Genomic DNA, 22137 nt, shown 5'->3' with positions numbered 1-22137 from the left:
AAGGGCACCACAAGATTGAGCTCGCCATAGGGATGGCCGTGATACTGCCCGCGCAACACGTCATGCTCGTCCTCGTCCTTGAAACGGCGCGGATCGGCGCTGTTCATGTAGACGGCCGTGATGCTGAACTGAAACGTTTCGGGCATTGGTTCGAGGATGCGGCTCCGCCGGTAGTTCGGACCGTCCACCTCCTGGTTCGCTGCCCAGCCTTCTTCGACCCCGATCTTGATCAAGCGAGCCAAGTCCTGATAGAGCGCGCTCTCCTCTCCATATTTCTCGTTGAGCCAACGCTCCATCTCGGCGCCAGGCGTCATATCCTTGACTTCCCGGAGGAACGGAATGCTGCGCTGAATCAGTTCTTCTCGGCTTCCCATAGTCGTCTCCTTACTCTTCTCGATTGGGCTCTATGTTTCGAAACCCGCGAACGAGGCGAACTCATCGACGTCCGCCCGCGGCATCAATCTCTCGGTCATCGCAACCTTGGCGTTCCCGATCGAGATGCCGCACACCACGATCTGCTCCGGCGGGATCGACAGCAGTGGGCGCAGGATCCGGTGATATCTAGAGAACGTCTCCTGCGGACAGGACTGAAGCCCACGCCCGGCCGCGGCCAGCAGCACGTTCTGAATGAACATTCCGAGGTCGAGCCAGCTTCCGACTTCCAGCCGCCGGTCGATGGTCACGATCAATCCCACCGGCGCGCCGAAGAATGCATAGTTCTTTGCGGTTTGCCTCCTCCGGGCTTCGACATCGGCTTGAGCAATCCCGAGCGAGCCGTAGAACAGTCGTCCGAACTGCTGGCGGCGATTGAGGTATGGCTCAGGCAAGTCGCTGGCGTAATACTTGTACTCGGACACGTGCTCGTCGCGGCACGTCTCGTTCGCCTCCAGCAACGCCGCCGATACGCGGTCCTTGGCTGCGCCGGCGAGCACGTAGACGTACCACGGCTGGATATTCGCCCCGCTCGGTGCGAACCGCGCGATGCGGAGGATCTGCTCGATGGTCCGTCGCGGGATCGGAACATCGGCGAATTCACGGCACGCGAAGCGGCCGGCGATGATCTCGTCGATCCGATTCTGCGCGACGCTGCTCGCCGCACCGTCGCCGATCACGGCTTCTTCGAGAGCGGACATCCTCCTTCCTCCATCGGTTTGAAGGCTTCTTCCCCAGGGATTGTCGCGAGCAGCTTGTAGTAATCGAACCTATACTTGGACTCCTCCGGAGACTTGACACGGAACAGATACATATCGCGCACCAGCCGGCCGTCCTCCCGGATGCGGCCGTTCTTCGTCATGAAATCGTTCACGGGCATTTCACGCATCTTGGCCGCAACAGTCGGGCCATCCAGAGTACCCGCCGCTTCAACCGCCTTGAGGTAGTGCATGACCGCGCCATAGGTGCCCGCATGGATCATGGTAGGAACCTTTTGGGTCCTTTCGATGAAGCGCTTCGACCACGCGCGGGTCTCGTCGTTGAGGTCCCAATAGAACGCCGAACTGAGCATCAGGCCTTGGGCGCTCTGCAGTCCGAGGCTGTGAATGTCGGCAATGAAGACGATCAGGCCGGCAAGCTTCTGCCCGCGCGCAACTCCGAACTCGCCGGCCTGTTTGACCGCGTTGATGAAATCGCCGCCCGCATCGGCGAGCGCGATCACGTCCGCCTTCGAGGATTGGGCCTGCAGCAGGAACGAGGAGAAATCTGGTGTATTGATCGGATGCTTCACGGTGCCGACGACCTTGCCACCGGTGGCGTCGATGACCTTGCGGCTGTCGGCCTCGAGTTGCGAGCCGAGGGAGTAGTCGGCTGAAAGGAAAAACCAGGTTTTTGCGCCGAGACGTGAGATTGCCTTGGTCGCACCCTGCGACAGCGCGTAGGTATCGTATGTCCAATGGATTCCGGTCAATGAGCATTCGTCGCCGGTAAGGCGAGAGGTGGCGGCGCCGGTGGCAAGGAAGAGCTTCTTCCTGTCTCGCGTGATGCCCTGCACGGCCAGAGCGACGGCGGAATTCGGCACGTCGAGGATAGCGTCGACATTTTCATTCTCCAGCCACCGCCTGGCTATCGCCGAGCCGACGTCAGCCTTGTTCTGGTGATCTCCCGCAACAATCTGGATGGGCCGTCCGAGCAGCTTTCCGTTGAAGTCATCCACCGCCATCTGTGCCGCGACGACCGAACCCTGGCCACCATTGTCCGCGTAGAGCGAGGACATGTCGGACAGGACGCCGAGCTTGATGGGGCCGTCCTGTGCAATCGCCGGCATCACCACCGCCAACAGCGTCAGCGCCAATCCGAGCGATTTGCGCTGATTACCTCGGACCGGCTTTGCCAATGATGTTATCATGCCTCTGCTCCAAGCCGACCAACGCAATCATGCCCAAACGGCAGTGATACGGAAGTGAAACTTTTGCAGAGTCATCCTGAACCGTCTTCAGATCAGAGCGAAGATAGCGATACAGCACGTTCTTCGGCATCCACTCGGTTGCATCCGCGGTGCGCCTGACCTTAATTGGACGGGGCGGCAGCAACTTATCGAGCCGATCCGTCAGTGACCGGAGGAGATCCCGTGTCTGTTTCGTTCAACACATTGGATCTGAACCTGCTCAAGGTCTTCGATGCCGTCATGGAGGAACGCAGCGTGCTGCGGGCCAGCCAGAAGGTTGGACTCAGCCAGTCCGCCGTGAGCCACTCGCTCGCGCGGCTCCGCGAAATCCTGGACGACGACCTGTTCGTGCGCACAGCGACAGGCATGCAGCCGACGGCGCGCGCGCTGACGATGGCGCCCCAGGTTCACGAGGCCATGCGAGCGCTGGAGGCCGCGGTCGAACTAGCGACCTTCGTGCCGGCCTGCTCCACCAAGCAGTTCACGCTGGCCGCCAACGATTTCACCACGATGGTGCTGTCGTCTCCGCTCCTGAAGATCCTTGGCTGCGAGGCGCCCACGATCGACCTGATGATCAAGCCGGTGACGCGGATCGACCTTGCCGAGCAAATCGACCTTGGCCGCATCGACGTCGCCATCGGTGTCTTCTCGGTCCCCCCGGGCCGCTTCCGCTCGGCCCTGCTGTTCGAATATGACGATGTGCTGATCGTTGGCGGAAAGCGCGAGCTCGGCCGGCTGGACAATGCGAAGCTGGCACGCCTGCCGCTGGTCGTCGTCTCCTTTGGCGGCGAGCAGGAGGGCGCGATCGGCGGTTTCATCTCCGAGCGAGGTCTCGCCAGACGCTCGGAAATGTACGACCGCGCCGCGCTCGAGCGGGCGCTCGCCGAAAGCGACCGCCCGCCGCGAATCGCGGTCTCCTTGCCGCATTTTCTCGCCCTGCCCGCCCTGCTGGCCGATTCCGAACTAGCTGCCATCGTCCCGCGCCCGTTGGCGAGAGTGCTCGAGCAAAACTATGCCATCAAGACCTGCGAGCTCCCTTACACCACGACGCCGGTGGAGGTTCGGATGCTGTGGCACGAACGTGTCGAGGCCGAACCATCGCACGAGTGGCTTCACGAGGTCCTGCGCCGGGCGACCGAAGAGCTCAGGCGCGGCGCGAGCTGACGGCATGGCGCGTCGGCGCCCGTTCGCGCCCATTTATTTGGCTGCCATGGTGCCGGAAAGCGGCACCCAGCGCTCGCCGTCGAAGCGTTGTGGCCGGAGCGACTTGATCAGGCGATAGTCATCTGGGCTCGTGTTGACGGTGATGCCTGGAATCAGGCCTGGTAGCGTTACGTTCTTCAGGGACGTGGCATGCTTCATGATGTTTTGTGGCGTAAGGTCATCGCCACATGCTTTGATCACCTTGGTCATGAGAACGGCGACGTTCCATCCGGTGAAGTTGAGCTGATCCTCAATGTCTCCTTCGGGGTAGTATTTCTTCATGAAAGCCAGCCACTCCAGGTAGGCGGGGTCGTTGGCCCATTCGGGATCGCCCACGGTCTTGGTCGGCGTGGCCGAAATCGCACCCTTCGCGTTTTCGAGCCCTGCCGGCTTGAGGATCGTCGCCACGAAGTTGCTTCCGATCGGCAGTAACTGCTGGGCGCGCCATCCAAGCTGGCTCGCCTTGCGTATCGCCTGCGAGGTGAATTTGCCGGTCGACGCATTCAGGAAGACGTTGGCATTGCTGCTGGCCAGCGACACGACCTGTGAATCAACGGTCGGCGACGTCACCTCGTAAGGCGCGGTAGCAACGATCTCGGCCTGCGGATCGAGGCGCGCCAATTCGGCCTTGAAGCTGCGAAGGTATTCGCGTCCATAATCATCGTTCTGGTAGAGCACCGCAACGTGGGCCCGCGGAATGGTCTCGGAAACGAGTCGCGCGTAAATCGCCGCTTCGGTGCTGAACAGGGTCATTCCCGAGATGGTATATGGACTGGTCTTCGGGTCGGCAAAGCGGTCGGTGGCGGCGAAGACGAAGAGCTGCGGCACCTTCCGGCCGTTGAGATATTTCTGGACCGCCGCGTTCTGCGCGGTTCCCATGCTGCCGAAGATCGCAACGGCCTCATCGTTCTCGACCAGCCTGCGCGTCTGTTCCACGGCCTTTGGCGGGCTGTAGCTATCGTCGAGCGAGATCAGCTTGATCTTGCGGCCGTTGATTCCGCCGCGTTCGTTGATCATCTGGAAATAGCGGATCTGGACCTTGCCGACCGCGCTCAGCGCCGACGCCGGACCGCTATAGGGCATTGTCTGCCCGAGGATCAGCTCGCGCTCGGCCGCCTCGGCGGCGCATAACGTGGCCAGTGAAACCGCGAGAAAGAGTATTGCGCCAAGCCCACGCATGCGACCTCCCCAATATAGATAATGTTTCTTACTCGGAATATTCTTCCTAGGAAGATATTTGTCAACACCGGAGCGAGAGGTCGCGTCGCCGCCGCATTCCCCGGGCAGGACCTTGGACCAATACTAGGAACTTGCGCCGCGACACCTGAATTGGAGAGTGCTAGATTGCACCAAGACGTGGTGCCGGTGCCGCTGGCGCAGACTAGCGAGGGTAGAAAGGAATGACGAAAAAGACCGTGTCGCGCGGTGTGGAGCCAATCACCAAACGGGCGCCAAAGCACGATAGCAGCCTTTACGACGACATCGAGGCCGCCTGGCTTGAACAGCGCCCCGATCTCGACCTGACCGCCGCATTAACGCTGCTGCGGCTGGAGCGCGTCAACCAGCTTCACGAAAAGCGGCTGCTGGGCATATCAAAAGCGGTTGGCCTGCAGACCGGCGAGCTCTACGTCCTGCTGGCGCTCAGACGCTCGGGAAGACCATACGAGTTGCGCCCGACCGACCTGTTCCGCGCTCTGCTCGTCACCTCGGGCGCCATGAGCAAGCGGGTGGCGCGGCTCCAGGAAGGAGGGTTCATCCTCCGCGTTTCGGCGAACGATGATGGCCGCTCCGAGCTGGTCCGGCTCACCTCGAAGGGCCTTGCGACCGCTGACCGCGGCATTACCGAGATCGCGAAAGTTGTGGAGAGCGTGATCGACGCGAGCGGGCTAAACAAGGCCGAGATCGGGATGCTTGACCGGTGCCTGCGCAAACTTTTGGCGGTGAAGACCGTGAAGGCGACGAAGAAGATTGGCCGCCTCGCTGCGACCGGCTAGGGACGCGAGATCAGGCGACGGTTTTCTCGTCCGCCTTCAGCAGTGATTTGATGTCGAGCGAGCAGTCTCCGGCCTGCTCCGGCGCCGGAGAAATGCCTGCGGCAATGAGGCGCCGTGCTACCATCTGGTCGCCGGGTCTGTTGATGCTGTCGGCCGCGACCAATCTTCCCTGCCTGTAATGGAACACGGAGAACCTGCCATCCTCGACGGAGCCACGGGTCACGACCTGGTCGCTGCGTCCAGAGAGCCCGACGATCTGTAGTTTGAGATCGTACTGATCCGACCAGAACCGCGGGACACTGTCGTACCGCTCGTGGCTTCCCGCAATAGCAAGCCCTGCCACCCTGCCCTGGTCCTGGGCGTGCTGGACCGATTCCATCCTGATCCACTCATCTGCGAACCGGTTGTAATGATTTGCGCAGTCGCCCGCAGCGTAAATGCCGGGAACTTCCGTGCTGCCGTGCTCATTCACGACGATTCCATTGCAGCATTTCAGCCCGGCGGTACTTGCGAGTTCATCATTGGCGATTACGCCAATGCCCACCACGACGAGATCGGCACGCAGACGAGTGCCGCTGCCGAGAACGACCTCGGCGATCCTCCCATCATGCCCGGTCATCGCAACCACGGTCTCACCCAGCCTCACATCGACGCCCGCCCGTGCATGGGCATCGAGCAGGAAACGCGAGACAATCGTCGATACGGCACGTTCAAGCAGCCGGGAGGCGGCCTCGATCACCGTGACCTTGTTGCCAAGCTTTGCCGCCGAGGCAGCAACCTCAAGTCCAATGAACCCGCCCCCGACGACGACGATCTCGTTCGCCTGCTCCAGTCGCCCCTTGAGATCGCAGGCATCAGTGAGGGATCGAAGATAGCAAATCCCATCGAGTTCGGCGCCGGGGACCAATATGCGCCGAGCACGCGATCCGGTGGCGATCACGAGACTGTCGAAGTCCAGCCGGGCGCCGCCCGCCAGCGCGACCTGTTTCGCTTGCCGGTCAATCTCCACGGCCCGTTGTCCCAGAACGAGGTCGATCCGGTTGCTCTTGAAGAACGCATCATCCCGCAGAATCAGCTGCGGCTCGCGAACTTCGTTGAGCAAAAAATCCTTTGACAGCGGTGGTCGTTGATACGGGAGCGATTTCTCCTCGCCGACGACGGTCACCGGTTCGGCATAGCCGGCATCACGGGCGCTGAGTGCCACCTGAACACCGGCATAGGATGCGCCGATGACGACAAGCCCGCTCACGGTGTGGCGTCCGTCACGTTGTCGCGGACATCTTCACTTGCAGGTCCGCCGTCGAGATGCACATAGACTTCGCGATCGCGGATCTCGACCTTGAATGCTCTGACATCCTTGTAGGCGCCTGAGCGGCACCTGCCGTCGCGTACGTCGAACATCGCACCATGCAGCGGGCATTCGACGAGATGCCCCTCGAGAAAGCCGGTGGAAAGCAGGGCGAACGCATGCGAGCAGACATCATCCGTTGCGAAGATCTCGTCGTCGATCTTGTAGAGAGCGATGCGCTGGTCGCCGATCTTGAAGCCGACAGGCTCTCCTTCGGGCAGCTCGGTGGCGGCGCATATATGTTTCCAGGTCATGGCATGGGGTCTCCTGAGGCGGCAATAAACGACTGGCGATCCGCGCGGCGCGTCCGATGCAGTCAGCGAGGGATCTGTCGCCAGTCCTCCGAGGCGGACGCCAGCCGGCCGCCGACCGCGCGGATATCCTTGTAGGACATGCTGTCGCTCTGGGCGCTCTTCGGCGGCTTGCCGTCCATGAAGCCGTGCACTTCCTCAAGCAATTGGCGACGTACCCGCACAATCGCCTGGTCCGCCGAACAGAGATATTCCTGCGAACGGTCGACGATCGGGCCCATGCTGACCATCACCACGAAATCCTCGATGACGATCTCGTGGAAGCCGGTGCTGTTGCCGGCATCCATGATCTGGCGATTCTGCCCCCAATTGTTGGCCTGATTGCCCGGGAGGCCGCCCGCCATCGGCCACTGATTGGCACGCTGCACCTTGCGCCAGGAGTCCACCGGTTTCTCGGGATTATAGTAGATGTACCACTGGATCAGGTTTTCATCGTCGATCGGCACTGCGATGATTGCGGTACGATCCTGCTGCGGGCCAGAATAGATCGGCGCAATCAATCCGTAATAGGGCATCACAAACTCGGTGACGCGGGCGAGGCATGAGCCATCGGGCGCGGATCGAAGCGCCGCGGCACGAAAGCCGTACGGCTTCTTCTCGAACTGGTAGCTGACTTCCGTATTGACCCGCGTCGCCGCAAAATCCGTCGCCGAGCTCGCGGTCCAGCTCTGGTGCAGCAAAGCGACATGCGAGGAGTCGATGGTTGCCTCGACGCCCTGCAGCCAATTTGCATTGAGCTCAATGCCGGCCGCGTAGACCTGATCCGGTGGCAAATCCATCCATTCGAAATCCGGTGCGGGGGGCGCCGTTCCCTCGCCGAGCCAGACCCAGATCAGCCCAGCTCCTTCCCGCGTCGGATAGGATTTCACCTTGACGGTCTTTGCAAATTCCCTCGGGTTATTGGGCTCGTTGGGAACATCGAGCACCTCCCCGCTGGCACTGATCTTCCAGCCGTGGAACAGACAGGTCAGAGAGCATTCACCGACACGTGCGAGCGCAAGGGAGGCACCTCTGTGCGGGCAGGCTTCGTCGAGGAAGCCGACGGTCCCATCCGTCCCTCTGAACGCCACGAAGTTGCGGCCGAACAGCTTGACGCGCACTGGCGCTTCGCCCCTGCGCACCCGCACCGAGAGGACGGCCGGCAGCCAATAATGCTGACGCAGCATTCTTCCCATCGGCGCATCACGCGTGACGCGGCACAACAACTCATTTTCTTCCCTCGTGACCATAGCGAGACATCCCTGATTGACGTGTCTGATTAATCCCGCTTATTATCTTCCTCGGAAGATTACTCTGTCAATGAATCTTCCTGGGAAGCAATGTGGGTATGATATGGCCGAGGGACCCCTGAGGGATCGTGTTGCGCTGGTAACGGGCGGAAGCCGCGGAGTCGGAAAGGGAGTGGCGATCGGATTGGCCGAGGCTGGGGCGACGGTGATCGTCACTGCGCGCACGCGCAGCAGTGGCGGGTCGGAATGGCCGGGCTCTCTCGAGGAGACCATCTCGGCAATCGACGAAGCCGGAGGCAAGGGCATCGGCCTCCTATGCGATCATTCGGACGACGGTTCGGTCAGGGAGGTCTTTAACCTGCTCCGGCGCAACCACGGCAGGCTCGATGTACTCGTGAACAACGTGTTTGCAGCGCCGGACGTCATGCCGGTCAACGTTCCCTTCTGGCAGGTTCCAACCTCGCTGTGGGACACCCTGCATCGCGTCGGCCTCCGCTCACATTTTGTCTGCAGCCAGTTCGCTGTGCCGCTGATGCTTCCGCAAAAAAAGGGCCTGATCGTCAATACGTCGTCCGGCGGCGGCGTCCGCTACACGTTCAACGTCCCGTTCGGTGTACAGAAGGCGGGCGTCGACCGCATGGCCCGAGACATGGCGCATGAACTCAAGCCATTCGGCATTTCCGCAGTCTCGATTTGGCCTGGATTCATCAAGAGCGAGAAGCTTGCGGCCCAACCCGATCGTGTGCCGGCGGCACTTGCGAAGCTCATTGCCGAGAGGGGCGAGACACCGGTCTTCGTCGGGCGCGCGATCGCGGCGTTGGCCGCTGATCCTGATGTGATCGCCAAAACCGGACAGGTCCTACTCGCCTCCGAACTGGCGACTGAATACGGCTTTACTGATGTCGACGGAAGAATCCCGCCGCCGCCAAGCCGGGATCCCGCTCCGCTTTCGATATTCAAGCCGATCGTCAAACCTTGAGATCAAACAGGAGAGGCCAATGAGCGTTGCACTGGGAATGATGAGGCCGCTCGCGGAGCGGGACTGGCGCCACCTGTCGCTGGCGATCCTTGCGGGTTTCGCCTGCGCGGTGGCGATCGGTAGAACGTTGCCGCTGGCGATGGACGCGATATCAAGCATTCCGGCGCCGTTATGCGCCGAGAGCGCCTCTTCTGGCTCATCGCTCAACAAAGTCGAGGTGATCAGTTCACATGCCTTGCCGAATGTACCCGGCAAGCGCGTGACCGTGGTCCGCGTCACTTACGGACCGGGCGGCTTTACTCCACCGCACCGCCATGGTGGCTCGGTGACGGCCTACATCACAAAGGGCGAAGTCCGCTCGCAGCTCAAGGGCGGTCCGCTGGAGACATTTGAGGTCGGACAGTCGTTCTTTGAGCCGCCAGGCGCGACCCACCTCGTTTCCGCCAATGCAAGCAACACCGAGCCGGCCGAACTGATCGCCGTCTTCGTCGCTGACGAGGGTGCGGAATTGACGACCCTCCTCGACCGATAGCGGCATGAAAGCAACCAGAAAAAGAAGCGTGTTGCCTGGTCACTTGGAGGAACGGCCGCTCATCAGGCTGCCCGCCTTGCACGTAGTCACGGCAAACTTAGCTCCCAGTCAGCAGCCGATCCGATGCGATCGCCGGTGAATCGCTGGTGCCGATGCAATCGTGCGAACTTGAAAAGTCGCTGCTGGTAAACTGTACCGGAAATCCGATAACCGTTACTGAAGTGCCGGGTGACCGGTTCGCATAATTGAACTCGGGCAACGCATGGAGTTGCCTTTGGAAAGTGCCCTGACGAATAGGAACCAACGATGAGCGATTCTCGTCCTGCGATGACACACGCGACCGGCGCGCCGGTGACGGACAATCTCAACATCATGACCGCGGGCCCGCGCGGGCCGGCGCTATTGCAGGATATCTGGCTGATCGAGAAGATGGCGCACTTCGATCGCGAGGTGATCCCGGAGCGGCGGATGCACGCGAAGGGCTGGGGCGCCTACGGCACGTTCACGGTCACACACGACATCACCCGCTACACCAAAGCCAAGATCTTTTCGGAGATCGGCAAGCAGACGCCGATGTTTGCGCGCTTTTCGACGGTTGCCGGCGAGCGCGGTGCCGCCGATGCGGAGCGCGACATCCGCGGCTTCGCCCTCAAGTTCTACACCGATGAAGGCAATTGGGACATCGTCGGCAACAATACGCCGGTCTTCTTCTTCCGCGATCCGCTGCGATTCCCCGATCTGAACCACGCGATCAAGCGCGATCCGCGCAGCGGGCTGCGCTCAGCCGACAACAATTGGGATTTTTGGTCGCTGCTTCCCGAGGCGTTGCACCAGGTGACGATCGTGATGTCCGATCGCGGAATTCCGAAGAGCTTCCGCCACATGCACGGTTTCGGCAGCCACACTTTCTCGATGGTCAATGCCAGTAACGAGCGGGTCTGGGTCAAATTCCACTTCCGCACCCAGCAAGGCATCGAAAACCTCAGCGACGAAGATGCGGCTGCTCTGGTCGCAAACGATCGCGAGAGGCACGGACGCGATCTGCTCAATGCCATCGAACGCGGTGACTTCCCGCGCTGGAAGCTGTTCATCCAGGTGATGACGGACCAGCAGGCCAAGGCCCACAAGCACAATCCCTTCGATCTCACGAAGGTGTGGCCGAAGGCAGACTATCCGCTAGTCGAAGTCGGGGTGATGGAGCTGAACCGCTATCCCGACAACTATTTCGCCGAAGTGGAGCAGGCCGCCTTCTCGCCGGCGAACATCGTGCCAGGGATCGGCTTCTCACCCGACAAGATGCTGCAGGCACGGCTGTTTTCGTACGGCGACGCCGCGCGTTACAGGCTGGGAGTCAATCACCACCTCATTCCGGTCAACGCGCCGAAGTGCCCGTTCCACAGCTATCACCGCGATGGCGCAATGCGCACGGACGGCAATCTCGGCGGCACGCCGAGCTACTGGCCCAACAGCAGGGGGGCCTGGATCGATCGCGACCCGCAGCTTGCCGAGCCGCCGCTCGACTGGACGGGTGCCGCGGCGCACTGGGACCATCGCCTCGATGACGATCACTATGAGCAGCCGGGCATACTCTTCCGCAAGATGACAGCGGCGCAGCAACAACTTCTCTTTGAGAACACCGCCCGCGCGATGGGGGACGCACGTCTCGAGGTGAAGCAGCGTCAGATTGCCAACTGCACGAAAGCCGACCCGGCCTATGGTGCAGGCGTGGCAAGGGCCTTGGGACTTACGCCTGCACAGGCCGCCGCAGAATAATCGGCGGCGGCTCCCAACCACCACAACCGCATGCCCCTTGGCGATTCACACCACTCCGGAGGTTTGCGCAACGATGGAGACTGTTCCATGTCCGAGATAATTGCCGGGATTCGGGTGCCGGACAGCGCTATCGCCCGCGCCGCCACCCAGCTCGCCCGCGATACCGAGGATGACCTGCTTTACAACCAACCACAGCCGCCGCGTCTTCTTTGGGGGGCGCTCAACGACGAGCGCCGCGGCCTGAAGTACGGCCCGAACTTCTGTATCTTGGCGCCATGTTTCACGACATGGGGCTGACGGAACGCTATTCGAGTCCCGATCTGCGCTTCAAGGTTGATGGCGCCAACACGGCCCGCGATTTCATGAAGAACTACGGCGTCGCGGAGCGCATGTTGAGGACGTGTGGACCGCGATCGCGCTCCACACCACGCCCGGCATCCCCGAAGATATGCGTCCGACGATCGCGCTGGTGACTGCAGGCGTGGAGATGGATGTGCTTGGCATTGGCTATCATGACTTCAGCCATGAGCAACGCGACCATGTCTGCGCCCATCATCCGCGCGAGGCAAACTTCAAGGAAAACATCATTGACCATTTTGCCAACCGCATCATCAAGAACCTTCGACATCGCCCGCCAGGATCGGCCGGCCACTAATTTCCGCAGATGAAGCCGTCGCAGAAATCCGAGACGTGCTGGACTCGAGCGGGGACAGCTGCCCGGAGTGCCCGCCTGACGCCTGACGCTCTCTGCCGAGAACTTTAGCGCTTCGCCAACGCCGCCGTACTCCCTTATGTCCCGAAGGCGCCTGCTGCTGAGCATTGGCATTGTTCGGGTTTTGCTTGTTCGCCTCGTGATGGCCGACTACACAGCCTGCCACGGCGCCTAGCTTGCCGTGCCCTGCCATATGGCCGGCGACACCGCCGACGATCGCACCCTTGATGCAGCCCTTAGCGTCCGCCGCGGGAGCGAATGCCAGCGAAATCGCCAGGGCGCAAGCCGCCGCCATAATCTGTCTCATGTACGTTTCTCCGCATGAAGATCGAACGGTCAACGCGATCTGGTCAAATTCCGTTCCGGAGAAGCGAATGGCCGCTCACCGGCCATCCCGCGCGCGCCGCAGGGCGGCTTGCAGCCGTTCTCTGTCCTTTTCCCAGCGGTCGTCCTCGGCCCGCGATCGCTCCTCGAGAGCATCGACCTCAGCCTGAATAGCCGCGGCTTTCTTCGCATGCTCGCGCTCGGCCTTGTCCAGTGCCGCCTCGGCTTTCGCGGCTGCCTTTTCTCGCCGTTCGCGGTCTCTCTGCCTGGCGGCCTCTTGCGCTCTGCGTCGCGGCGCTTCTGCTCCTTTTCGAATTCGGCGGCGGCCTTTCAGGCGTCCCGTTCGCTGACGTTCGGAGAGGTTCGCTTCGCCCGCTTCGGCCGCCCCTTTGCCGCGGAGTTCCGTTCTCGGCGAATCCGAGGTCCAAAGGGAGATCGGAGTGCTCAGCGAAGCGCCCGTTCGATCCGGCAGGGCGCTTGAGCACCACGCCCGACTTGGACATTGTCGCAGCGATAACGTCCGGATCGTCCGTCTCCTTGGCGATGCCGTAGTGAAGAGATTGCTGCCGGCGCCCCACGCTTCAAGCGCCGCCTTCATCGAGGGCGCCGCGATTGCGAGATCGTAAAAGCCCAGTGAGGTCTGAAATGTCTTGAGCTTCCTGACTATGAGGCGTGCAGGCTCGCGGATCTCCTAGCGCCGGCGCCCGACCCAGACCCCAAGCAGGAAGGCAGCAAAGAGCGATTGCAACGGGGCCTTCACGGTCAACTCGCGCAGGCGATCAGCCCAGCGCATCGCGGCATCCTGCGACGGCGACTGGACTGATCGCCGGCGCGCGTCCGAAGTCAGCTCGTCGCCGTCCTCGTTGATCAGCCCGAGGCCTCCGTCATTGCCGAGGCTTCTTTCATATCCATGCGGCCTCCTCCTCTGGCGTCAGGCGAAGGGGCTCGAGGCTCCCGCCATTGGCGGCGGCTTCGGACGAAGGCTGGAGGCCGATGGCACGGTGCTGGCCGTCAAGATCGCCAAGCACGTCGATGCCCCTGTGAAGGTGATCTGGAGCCGCGAGGAAGACATCCAGCACGACATGTATCGGCCGTATTATTTCGATCGGCTGTCGGCCGGACCTGACGCGGCCGGCAAGCCGGTTCTCTGGGCGCATCGGATCGCCGGCTCCTCAGTCATGATTAGCTTCGGAGGGAGGTCTCGATGGACGCCCCCCGGCCGGTACTAGTTCGCGTGCATCCGGCTGCCCGAGACGCGCTCGTAGAACACCATCAGCTTCTCGCGCTCTTCGAGCCCCCGAATGGCGGCGTCAGGGCACACGCATCCATGCCCCGCGTCGTGACGTTCAAGAAATGCGAAAGGATGCGGCTGATCTCGTGATAGAGAGCCCTTAGCAGTTGGCCGCGCCGCGGCACTTCTATGCCAATCAGCTTCTCGATCGCCAGGCAGAATGCGTGCTCCTACGTCAGCGGCGCCACATAGTCAGCCCGTCGAAACAGGTTATCGCGTGCAAATAGGTCTTCGCCTCGATGAGCTTCTCGGCGCACCGATGCAGTAGTCCGATATGAGGATCCAGGCGCTAGACCACTCACCATCCAGTTCGAGCACGAGATGCAGCACGCCATGAGCCGCCGACAAAATCGTGGAAGATCGGGCGCGCGACAGGTCATCCATTTGAGACCGCAGAACCCATTGCTGCAGCAATGAAATGGGTTACCTTCGGTTCGGCCTTGGCGTCGTATTGACGGACGGCGTCTTGGAAGACGCGGTCCGCATTTGTAACGCGCTGGTGCTGTCGCAGATGCTCAAGCCACGATGCGACGAGGAATGTTTCCATGAAGCGTCCTTCCTGGGCGGCGTCTTCAAAGATATCCCAGGCATACGCGCCGTCCCGTCGACGCTGCTGACCAAGCCTCTGGATCGCTGCCAGAAAGGCAGCGCGCCGTTTAGGATTTATGTGGTATTCGATCGTCACCAGCACTGGTCCTCGATCTGGCTCGGCGTCGATTGTCAGAACCGGAACAGGCCAATGCATGGACGGCGTCAGGTCAATTTCTGCGCCGCTTTGCAGCTTCCACGACCAGCTTAACCCAATGCCAATCAAGGCCCCGGCGGCCGCGATGACGTGAGCGGCTGGCGGGCTGAGCATCGACGCAACTTGTCCCCAAATCGCGCCGCCTGCGGTCATGGCCCCAAAAAAGACGGTCACGAACATGGCAAGCCCGCGGCCGCGTACCCAATCCGGCAGCGACACCTGCGCCGAGACATTGAGGGTCGCGAGAACCGCGATCCAGGAAACACCAGCGACGATGCAGGCAACCAACGCGACCGTGGAGTGACGAGCGAAGCCGAGCAGGATCAGGCTGACCGCTGTGCCAATAGTGCCGAGTGCGACGAGCCGATCGGGCCCGAAGGTCGCTTTTAGCCACGGGAGGCCGAAGGCTCCGCCGACCGCCCCTGCTCCGATCGCGCCCAGTAATGCGCCGTAAAGCTCCGGGCCCCCGGCGATCTGGTTGCGCGCGACAAGCGGAAGCAGCGCCCAGTAGGTGCTCGCAAAGAAGAAGAAGCTGGCAGCTCTGATCAGTGTTGCCCTCAGATGCGGATTATACCGGGCATGGCGAAGTCCGATCACCAAAGCGCTTGTCAAACGTTCGGCAGGAAGTGCATGACCGCCAGCAGTTGACGGCCTCCACCACCACAGGGCTCCGATGACGCCGAAATTGCTAAGCGCGTTCAGCGAGAACGGCGCGGCAATTCCCAATGCGCCGATGATTACGCCGCCCAGTGCAGGTCCGATCGCCCGGCTGATGTTGACGCCAACGCCGTTACTCGCCACGGCCGCGGCCAGATCCCGCCTCGGTACAAGGCTGGGCACCACCGATTGCCACGCTGGCGCGGTGAACGCTGCGCCTGCGCCGAGGAGGAACGTAAACAGCAGCAGGATAAACGGATTGATAAGGCCCACCCAGACCAGCACGGCACTCGCCGCCGCAACCAACGTGACCACAACTTCCGTCACGATCAGAAAGCGACGCTTGTCGACGATGTCCGCCAGCGCGCCAGCCGGAAGCGCAAACAGAAACATGGGAAGACTGGTTGCGACTTGAACCAGTGATACGCTCAGCGGATCGGCATTCAGGCTAGTCATTAGCCAACCTGATGCCGCATTGTACATCCAGGTGCCGACGTTGGAGACCACAGTGGCAATCCAAACCACGGTGAACGCCGTGTGGCGAAATGCGTTCCAGGGCGACGTGCTCGGCGGACTCGTCATCCGCTCTGGAGGCTGATCCGTTGCCATCGTAACCCGCTCCCTTCAAGTTCAGGTATGGCGGTGCTCGGTGCCTCACGTGAGCGGCAGCATCGCTCGCGGCCGCCACCACGGCCAGCGACTGCAAACGACTACGCTTACGTCCAACGAGACGGACTCGGGCAGCAGAAAGCCGAATAGTCAGACTTCTTCGGCAAGACGCCGACTGGTGGTTAGATCGCGTAAAGAGTAAACGGCGCCGCTCATCTCTCGACCTAATGGCTGCTCGACCGAGGAACGCACGATCGATCGTCTCCTAAATTGACTTGCCACAAGCTCCGGTCAAATTGCACAAGATGCATGCACGACTGCGGCCAGGGCTCAGATTTTCGTTTCATGTCTTGATCGGCGAGGCCAGCCGAAGAAGCAACGAAATCGCTGCCAGCCCCGGCGGCACGACGAAACACCAGACGCCGTAACGTGCGTACAAGAGAGCCGCGGCGCCGCACCCGACTGCGAAAACGATGACGCTCCTCGTCATATTCGACATCCGCGAGCTGAGTTGGCCGTCTCGGGATTTTCCGTAGATCGTATCTGCAAGATCAATCATGATCTGCGTTGTCGTACCTGTCATGAGCGTGGATGGCGGCGTGCTGCCGAGATAGGCGCGATGAGCCGCGTTCTGCACCGCCATCGCGGCGACGAGAACCATTCCGGTAACCACGGCTTGCCAGCTATCGCTATTCTCGAATGGCCCCCAATTGATCGCCAGAGCAGCACCCGCGAGTAGCAGTAGCACTTTCAGGCCAAGTATCGCCTCGAACACAGCGCTGTAGCGCGCCGAGAGCAACGTGCCGATCAGTCGTATCGCGATCACCACCACGCAGAAGACTGGAAGGGCTAATAGCTTCGCAACGGCACCGGATGTGCCGAGCGCGAGCGATGCGCCAAGCGTGACGAAGTTGCCCGTGACGTGAGCCGTGAAAAGGCCCTGCAGGGCAAGAAATCCAGCCGTGTCGACATACCCGGCCGTAAGACTCAGGACCAACGGCAGGGCCCAGGGATTTTCAGTGTCAGCCGGCATCATTGGCAACCAAAGATCGTTTGAAACCAATCGGAAGCAACTCGGGACCCTCTACCATCCCCGTTTGATCTCTACGCCGACATAATTGGAGTCATGGCCGCCGGCGTTGCGCAATGCGTCACCGATCGCAAAGTGCACCGCCTCGACTGCGAAGGCAGTTGCGCGATCGATCGTCCAATCGAGCCGAAGCTGGGCATAGCTTCCGGTATAGGCGCCTGGCCGTCCGGCAGTGTTCGGGACCGCAACGTCGGGCTGGGTGTAGATCGCATCGGCCGTGTTCTGGCGCCACAGGGCCGCTGCCGCGACCATGATCTTCAGCGACGAACTCAGACTCAGGGTCAGAGACGGCTTGATGTGAATGAGGTTGGTGTACCCGGTGTAACCCGCAAGTGTAAAATAATAGCCGTTTGGAAACAGCGGATTGAAGGTCCCAAAGGTTTGTTTGTTGTTGCCGTCACCGGAAGCTGCGTCGAATTGGATGCCGACCCTTGGGCTCCATTTCACGTCGGCGAAGGTGTAGCCAGCGAGTGAGCCGACAGCCCATGCCTCGATAGGCTCGTTGCCAATGCGTCCGGTCTGGTTCATCACTTCGAAGTCAAAATCGAAATGATTGGCGCTGCCGTTCAGATGGATATCGAAAATGTCTCTCCGCTCGTTGCCGGACGCATTTGGAAACTGCACGTTCCCCTGCGTGAAATTGGCATAGTAGCCGGCGATGAACAGCGACTCTGAGAACTTATACTCGGTCCGCACCATCCCGAAGGTCTGCGCGCTGACGCTGCTGTAATCATCGAATATCGTAACGTCCCGAACCTGGACCGGTAGGCTGTAAAAGGTGATAAACCGCCAGGGCCCATTCTCGTAGTCCGCCCAGGCGGCGTCGTAAGATTGACGGACGTTGGGACCGTCGCGAACGGATACGAAGCGCTGTAGATCGAAGGCAAATTGCTGCCTTCCGCCCCTCAGCTTCAACGTTCCGCCTCCGACGGACTCGGTCAGGGCCACCCAACCCTGTTCAAGATCGAGTTTGTCCCGATCGACCGGCGTCAACATGGTCTTCCAGGGCGCATAGTCAGCCTGAAATTGCACGAACGCTTGAATTTGATTGTCTACACGGAGATCAGCGTGGAATTCGTTTCGGCTGATAACGTAGTTTTGGCTGCGGTTCGGACCGGTGCCGAAGTTCGCGGCGTTGTTGGACTCGAAGCGCTCACGCGTGTTCGCTCCGAATGAGAGATACGTGTATGGATCGATGCTGGACAACGGAATATACTTGAGTTCGTCGAAAGGCTCACGCGGCACGCGCGGGTCCGTCAGCACCGACCAGTTTTCCTGAAATCGGTTGAACATGATGGCCGGCCGTTGCGGCGTGGAAGCCTCAGGCTTTTGATCATCCCCCCAAGCGAGCTGAGGCGTAGCCAGGCACAGTACTCCTGCCGCCCATTCCCTCCGCATGAGCCATCGTCCCAGCAGCAATGCCATCGCGCCCCCTACTTCGGTGCGGCTGCGTGAATCTCCGCAATATATCCGCCAGGGAATTGTACCATGGCTTCGGCCCTTCCGTCAGAGGTGTAAGGCTCGACGAGTACCACGGCACCCGAGGCCTTGGCCTTCATCAGGGTTCCCTGCAAATCCCTCACCTCATAGCCGGTCAACTCCCGTCCGTACGGGTAGGGCAAGTGGCCGTCGCTCACGAGAACAGTCATCTTTCCAAATACCGATTCAATGTGGATACGCCGATATGTGTCTTTGGCTCGGCCGATCTCGATCCCCGCGGCATGTGCATCGTCGGAAACAACCTTTCCTTGCGAAAACCGCAGGAAACTGCGGGTAAAGGCATCCGCCCGCTCAGGCGAGACATAGACGCGGTTCTCGGGGATTGTCTCGAAAGGCGCATAGGAAGGCTTCGTCGTGTGCCAGTAGAGTTGCATATTCACGCCGCCCGGCCACTGGATCACCGCATCGCGTCCGATGGGATCCGGAAAGGCTGCCACCAGCACGTCCGCCCCCGAATCCTTCGCCGCATTTATCGCCTCGTCGAGGTCCGTAACGAGATAGCCGGTCCGCTCAGCACCGAAAGGATAAGGAATGGGCGTCTTGAATCCGAACAGCGACACGGTTCCGACAGGCGTCTGAAGAAGCTGGGACGTCGTGCTGCTCGGCGTCGGCGTCACCGTGGCAACGACCTGTTTGGTGCTCTGACCTCCGAACGTAGCGAGAAAACTGGCCGCGAACTTGTCCACATCCTCGGGAGCCACATAGACATGTGTGGTGTCGTACTGCGCGCCGACACCGACCTGTGGCGCGGCATGCGCTCCCGGATCCCGCGCGATTGCCACGGACGGAGATAGCAGTGACGACACGAGGAGGATTTTAATCAGATGACGCTTGCCGATCATGGAACACCTCGAACACGGAGTTGAGCGCTCATTTCGAGCGCAAGGACAGTACAGACACGAGCACCAGGCCGGCGATCAGCCCCAGATGCTCGAAAAAGGCGTTCACGGCCAGGAAACGATCGTGGCCGGCTTTGGCCCAGAAATCGTTCGCGGTGAGCATGGCGACCGCAGTCAGCACGCCGAGCCCACCGGCTCCCAGCCACACCCAGCGTCCAAAAATGACGAGCACGGAGCCGCCAAGTTCGACGATGATGGCGGCGCTGGCCCAAAGCCATGCCGGCTGCAGGCCGAAATGCGCTTGCTCCGCAACGGCGCCTGGGAAATCAAGGGCTTTCTGGATTCCGCCGATCAAGAACGCGGAGACGAGCGCAATTCTGGCCGTCGCGGCAAGCCATGACCAGGATAGCACTGTCGCAACCCATCTCGGCGTATCCGATTTGGCGAACATCTCACACCGCCCAGCAGGCGCAACCGAGCACACCCCAGAAGCTCCTGAGATCCGAAACCGGCAGCCTTCCAGACCACGCGCGCGCATGGTCGTGGCCGTGCACGCTACACGCGGTGGAACAGCCGCACATCTGCATTGCGTTGGCGCGGATGGCCTGTGCCTTGCCGCCCTGTTCCGCCCAGTTGCCGTACCCGCCGAAACTGCGCACCGGCGACCAGTCGGGCATCGCGGGCGGCGGCGCGGTATCGTCGAGAGCTGTGAACTCGCCTGCCCCGTAGACGATGCGCCCGCCGACCACCGTCAGATCGCTCGCGATTTCGGCGATCTCGTTGTCGGCGCAGGAGAAGAAATCCCGATCGGGCACCATCAGGTCGGCGAACTGACCGACCTGGATGCGCCCTTTCTTCCCCTCCTCATTGGAGAACCAAGTGACGTTTTCGGTCCACATCCGCAACGCGGTTTCGCGATCGAGGCAATTGGTCTGCGGATATATCCGCAGACCGCCCACGGTCATGCCGGTCACGAGCCAGGCCAGTGAGACCCAGGGATTGTAGGAAGCAACCCTGGTTGCATCCGTGCCGGCAGAGATCTTCACGCCCTTGTCCATGATCTTCCTGACCGGTGGCGTCGCTTCGGCCGCGCCAAAGCCGTAGCGCTCGACGAAGTACTCGCCCTGGTAGGCCATGCGGTGCTGCACGGCGATGCCGCCACCAAGCGCCGCGATGCGGTCGATGGATTGATCGGAGATGGTCTCCGCGTGGTCGAAGAACCAGTGCAGACCGTCCAACGGCGTGTCCTGGTTGACCTTCTCGAACACGTCGAGCGCGCGCGAGATCGTCTCGTCGTAGGTCGCGTGCAGGCGCCATGGCCACTTGTTCTGGACCAGGATACGCACGACGTCCTCGAGCTCGCCCTCCATTTCCGGCGGCATATCCGGACGAGGCACGCGGAAATCCTCGAAGTCAGCTGCCGAAAACACCAACATCTCGCCGGCGCCGTTGTGCCGAAAGTAGTCGGTTCCCTGCTTGTACTTCGAAGCTTTGGTCCAATTCAGGAAGTCCTGCTTCTCCCCTTTCGGCTTCTGCGTGAATAGGTTGTAAGCCAGACGCACGGTGAGCTGCCCTTCCTCCGACAGCTTCTGAATGACCGCATAGTCCTCCGGATAATTCTGGAAGCCGCCGCCGGCGTCGATCGCTCCGGTGACGCCAAGACGGTTCAGCTCCCGCATGAAGTGGCGGGTCGAGTTGACCTGATATTCGAGGGGAAGCTTCGGTCCCTTGGCCAGCGTCGCGTAGAGGATGTTGGCATTCGGCTTGGCAAGCAGAAGCCCGGTCGGATTGCCCCTGGTATCGCGCACGATCTCGCCACCCGGCGGCTCCGCCGTGTCCTTTGTGTATCCGACTGCGCGCAGCGCTGCAGCATTCAGCATGGCGCGATCGTAAAGATGAAGGATGAAGACCGGAGTGTCGGGCGCGACTGCGTTGAGTTCCTCGATTGTCGGCAACCGCTTTTCGGCGAACTGATGCTCGGTGAATCCCCCGACGACCCGCACCCACTGCGGCGGCGGCGTGATCGCGACCTGCTTCTTCAACATGGCCATCGCGTCGGCAAGTGACCACACGCCGTCCCAGCGCAGCTCCATATTGTAGTTGAGCCCTCCCCGTATGATATGGAGATGATTGTCGATCAGCCCCGGCAGCACGCGCCGACCCTTCAGGTCGATGATCCTTGTCGAGGAACCGGCGAGCTTCATCACGTCGCCAACGTGCCCGACGGCCGTAAACAGCCCGTCTTGGATCGCCACGGCGGTCGCCGCCGGATTCGAGCGATCAAGTGTCGTGAACAGACCGTGATGCAGGATCAGGTCGGGGCCCTGCTTGCTCATGCTTGCTTCTCCGGATTCTTGAGGTCATCAACCGGACCGACCGTGCGTCGGCCCGGCAGCATGCCGAAAATGTGGGAATCGCAGCTCGAGAGATGGAAGGCCTCGGAAAAGCTCGAGCCCCCTATGAGCAGTTTGGTAACGGGGATGATCTGCTCGCCAACCAGGATTCCTAGAAGCCCGACCAGCGCCACCAGAGGCGGCGCTGGCGAGCGTACGCTAAGGAGATTGTAGATCACTCCGACGAGGAGGCCCGCAGCCAAAGACAACACATAAACCTTCATGACT

19 protein-coding genes and 5 pseudogenes are annotated in these 22137 nt (G+C 61.2%); 7 read left to right on the top strand and 17 right to left on the bottom strand.

Annotation, left to right across the window (positions count from 1 at the left end; genetic code table 11):
* The 3 genes from YY7_RS0138205 to YY7_RS0138195 form a co-directional block, all read right to left on the bottom strand.
* Nucleotides 1–374, bottom strand: a 374-nt coding sequence (locus YY7_RS0138205) for a DUF4863 family protein (protein WP_028167778.1), incomplete at its 3' end; no start/stop codon positions are given.
* Nucleotides 375–404: 30 nt separating this feature from the next.
* Nucleotides 405–1133, bottom strand: a complete 729-nt coding sequence (locus tag YY7_RS0138200; RefSeq protein ID WP_245287558.1) for a nitroreductase — start codon at nucleotides 1131–1133, stop codon at nucleotides 405–407.
* Entirely contained in the window at nucleotides 1109–2341 is a 1233-nt protein-coding gene (locus tag YY7_RS0138195) for an ABC transporter substrate-binding protein (RefSeq protein ID WP_051397139.1), read from the bottom strand. The genes YY7_RS0138200 and YY7_RS0138195 overlap by 25 nt, the downstream gene beginning before the upstream one ends.
* 222 nt (nucleotides 2342–2563) lie before the next feature.
* Between YY7_RS0138195 and YY7_RS0138190 the strand changes: the two genes are divergently transcribed.
* On the top strand, nucleotides 2564–3544 hold the full coding sequence (locus tag YY7_RS0138190) for a LysR family transcriptional regulator (protein WP_028167775.1): 981 nt from the start codon (nucleotides 2564–2566) through the stop codon (nucleotides 3542–3544).
* Nucleotides 3545–3577: 33 nt separating this feature from the next.
* Here the strand turns inward: YY7_RS0138190 and YY7_RS0138185 are convergent, their stop codons facing one another.
* The gene (locus YY7_RS0138185) at nucleotides 3578–4762 is read right to left on the bottom strand and encodes an ABC transporter substrate-binding protein (RefSeq protein WP_028167774.1); all 1185 of its coding nucleotides are present in this window, start codon (nucleotides 4760–4762) and stop codon (nucleotides 3578–3580) included.
* A 221-nt stretch (nucleotides 4763–4983) separates the two neighbouring features.
* Between YY7_RS0138185 and YY7_RS57055 the strand changes: the two genes are divergently transcribed.
* Nucleotides 4984–5577, top strand: a complete 594-nt coding sequence (locus YY7_RS57055) for a MarR family winged helix-turn-helix transcriptional regulator (protein WP_051397138.1) — start codon at nucleotides 4984–4986, stop codon at nucleotides 5575–5577.
* Nucleotides 5578–5587: 10 nt separating this feature from the next.
* Here the strand turns inward: YY7_RS57055 and YY7_RS0138175 are convergent, their stop codons facing one another.
* From YY7_RS0138175 to YY7_RS0138165, 3 genes are all read right to left on the bottom strand, one after another.
* Entirely contained in the window at nucleotides 5588–6826 is a 1239-nt protein-coding gene (locus YY7_RS0138175) for an NAD(P)/FAD-dependent oxidoreductase (protein ID WP_028167773.1), read from the bottom strand.
* Entirely contained in the window at nucleotides 6823–7179 is a 357-nt protein-coding gene (locus tag YY7_RS54180; RefSeq protein WP_051397137.1) for a Rieske (2Fe-2S) protein, read from the bottom strand. Before YY7_RS54180 ends, YY7_RS0138175 begins: the two co-directional genes overlap by 4 nt.
* Before the next feature lie 62 nt (nucleotides 7180–7241).
* Nucleotides 7242–8402 carry a Rieske 2Fe-2S domain-containing protein gene (locus YY7_RS0138165; RefSeq protein ID WP_210164729.1) on the bottom strand — a complete coding sequence of 387 codons (1161 nt, stop codon included), beginning with the start codon at nucleotides 8400–8402 and terminating at the stop codon, nucleotides 7242–7244.
* Nucleotides 8403–8535: 133 nt separating this feature from the next.
* Between YY7_RS0138165 and YY7_RS0138160 the strand changes: the two genes are divergently transcribed.
* The 4 genes and pseudogenes from YY7_RS0138160 to YY7_RS64840 form a co-directional block, all read left to right on the top strand.
* Nucleotides 8536–9444 carry an SDR family NAD(P)-dependent oxidoreductase gene (locus YY7_RS0138160; protein ID WP_349642702.1) on the top strand — a complete coding sequence of 303 codons (909 nt, stop codon included), beginning with the start codon at nucleotides 8536–8538 and terminating at the stop codon, nucleotides 9442–9444.
* A 37-nt stretch (nucleotides 9445–9481) separates the two neighbouring features.
* Entirely contained in the window at nucleotides 9482–9976 is a 495-nt protein-coding gene (locus YY7_RS0138155) for a cupin domain-containing protein (RefSeq protein WP_028167770.1), read from the top strand.
* A 306-nt stretch (nucleotides 9977–10282) separates the two neighbouring features.
* On the top strand, nucleotides 10283–11749 hold the full coding sequence (locus tag YY7_RS0138150; RefSeq protein ID WP_028167769.1) for a catalase: 1467 nt from the start codon (nucleotides 10283–10285) through the stop codon (nucleotides 11747–11749).
* 87 nt (nucleotides 11750–11836) lie between these two features.
* A pseudogene (locus tag YY7_RS64840) lies at nucleotides 11837–12365 on the top strand (HD domain-containing protein); the annotation flags it as partial.
* A gap of 187 nt (nucleotides 12366–12552) precedes the next feature.
* Here the strand turns inward: YY7_RS64840 and YY7_RS63805 are convergent.
* Both YY7_RS63805 and YY7_RS59040 read right to left on the bottom strand, forming a co-directional pair.
* A pseudogene (locus tag YY7_RS63805) lies at nucleotides 12553–12768 on the bottom strand (hypothetical protein); the annotation flags it as partial.
* 75 nt (nucleotides 12769–12843) lie between these two features.
* Nucleotides 12844–13452: pseudogene (locus YY7_RS59040) on the bottom strand (cell envelope biogenesis protein TolA).
* 292 nt (nucleotides 13453–13744) lie between these two features.
* On the opposite strand from YY7_RS59040, the pseudogene YY7_RS59030 reads away from it, so the two are divergent.
* Nucleotides 13745–14002, top strand: a pseudogene (locus YY7_RS59030) (molybdopterin cofactor-binding domain-containing protein); the annotation flags it as partial.
* 11 nt (nucleotides 14003–14013) lie between these two features.
* On the opposite strand, the pseudogene YY7_RS59025 reads toward YY7_RS59030, so the two are convergent.
* The 8 genes and pseudogenes from YY7_RS59025 to YY7_RS54165 all read right to left on the bottom strand — a co-directional run.
* Nucleotides 14014–14460: pseudogene (locus YY7_RS59025) on the bottom strand (NADH-quinone oxidoreductase subunit D); the annotation flags it as partial.
* Entirely contained in the window at nucleotides 14453–16087 is a 1635-nt protein-coding gene (locus YY7_RS0138115) for an MFS transporter (RefSeq protein ID WP_028167764.1), read from the bottom strand. The gene YY7_RS0138115 and the pseudogene YY7_RS59025, both read right to left, overlap by 8 nt.
* A 343-nt stretch (nucleotides 16088–16430) precedes the next feature.
* Complete coding sequence (locus tag YY7_RS0138110; RefSeq protein WP_028167763.1) at nucleotides 16431–17123, bottom strand: DUF1275 family protein; 693 nt, start codon at nucleotides 17121–17123, stop codon at nucleotides 16431–16433.
* A gap of 48 nt (nucleotides 17124–17171) precedes the next feature.
* The gene (locus tag YY7_RS0138105) at nucleotides 17172–18602 is read right to left on the bottom strand and encodes an alginate export family protein (protein WP_028167762.1); all 1431 of its coding nucleotides are present in this window, start codon (nucleotides 18600–18602) and stop codon (nucleotides 17172–17174) included.
* An 8-nt stretch (nucleotides 18603–18610) separates the two neighbouring features.
* Nucleotides 18611–19519, bottom strand: a complete 909-nt coding sequence (locus YY7_RS0138100; protein ID WP_028167761.1) for a hypothetical protein — start codon at nucleotides 19517–19519, stop codon at nucleotides 18611–18613.
* 28 nt (nucleotides 19520–19547) lie between these two features.
* The gene (locus YY7_RS0138095; protein WP_028167760.1) at nucleotides 19548–19967 is read right to left on the bottom strand and encodes a DoxX family protein; all 420 of its coding nucleotides are present in this window, start codon (nucleotides 19965–19967) and stop codon (nucleotides 19548–19550) included.
* A 1-nt stretch (nucleotide 19968) separates the two neighbouring features.
* Nucleotides 19969–21852, bottom strand: a complete 1884-nt coding sequence (locus tag YY7_RS0138090) for an amidohydrolase (protein ID WP_028167759.1) — start codon at nucleotides 21850–21852, stop codon at nucleotides 19969–19971.
* Complete coding sequence (locus YY7_RS54165) at nucleotides 21849–22133, bottom strand: XapX domain-containing protein (RefSeq protein ID WP_035691985.1); 285 nt, start codon at nucleotides 22131–22133, stop codon at nucleotides 21849–21851. The genes YY7_RS0138090 and YY7_RS54165 overlap by 4 nt, the downstream gene beginning before the upstream one ends.
* Between the last annotated feature and the right edge of the window lie 4 nt (nucleotides 22134–22137).

It is taken from the genome of Bradyrhizobium elkanii WSM2783 (genome assembly GCF_000472865.1).
Taxonomy (GTDB): domain Bacteria; phylum Pseudomonadota; class Alphaproteobacteria; order Rhizobiales; family Xanthobacteraceae; genus Bradyrhizobium; species Bradyrhizobium elkanii_A.
This window is presented reverse-complemented; position numbering and strand designations above follow the sequence as displayed.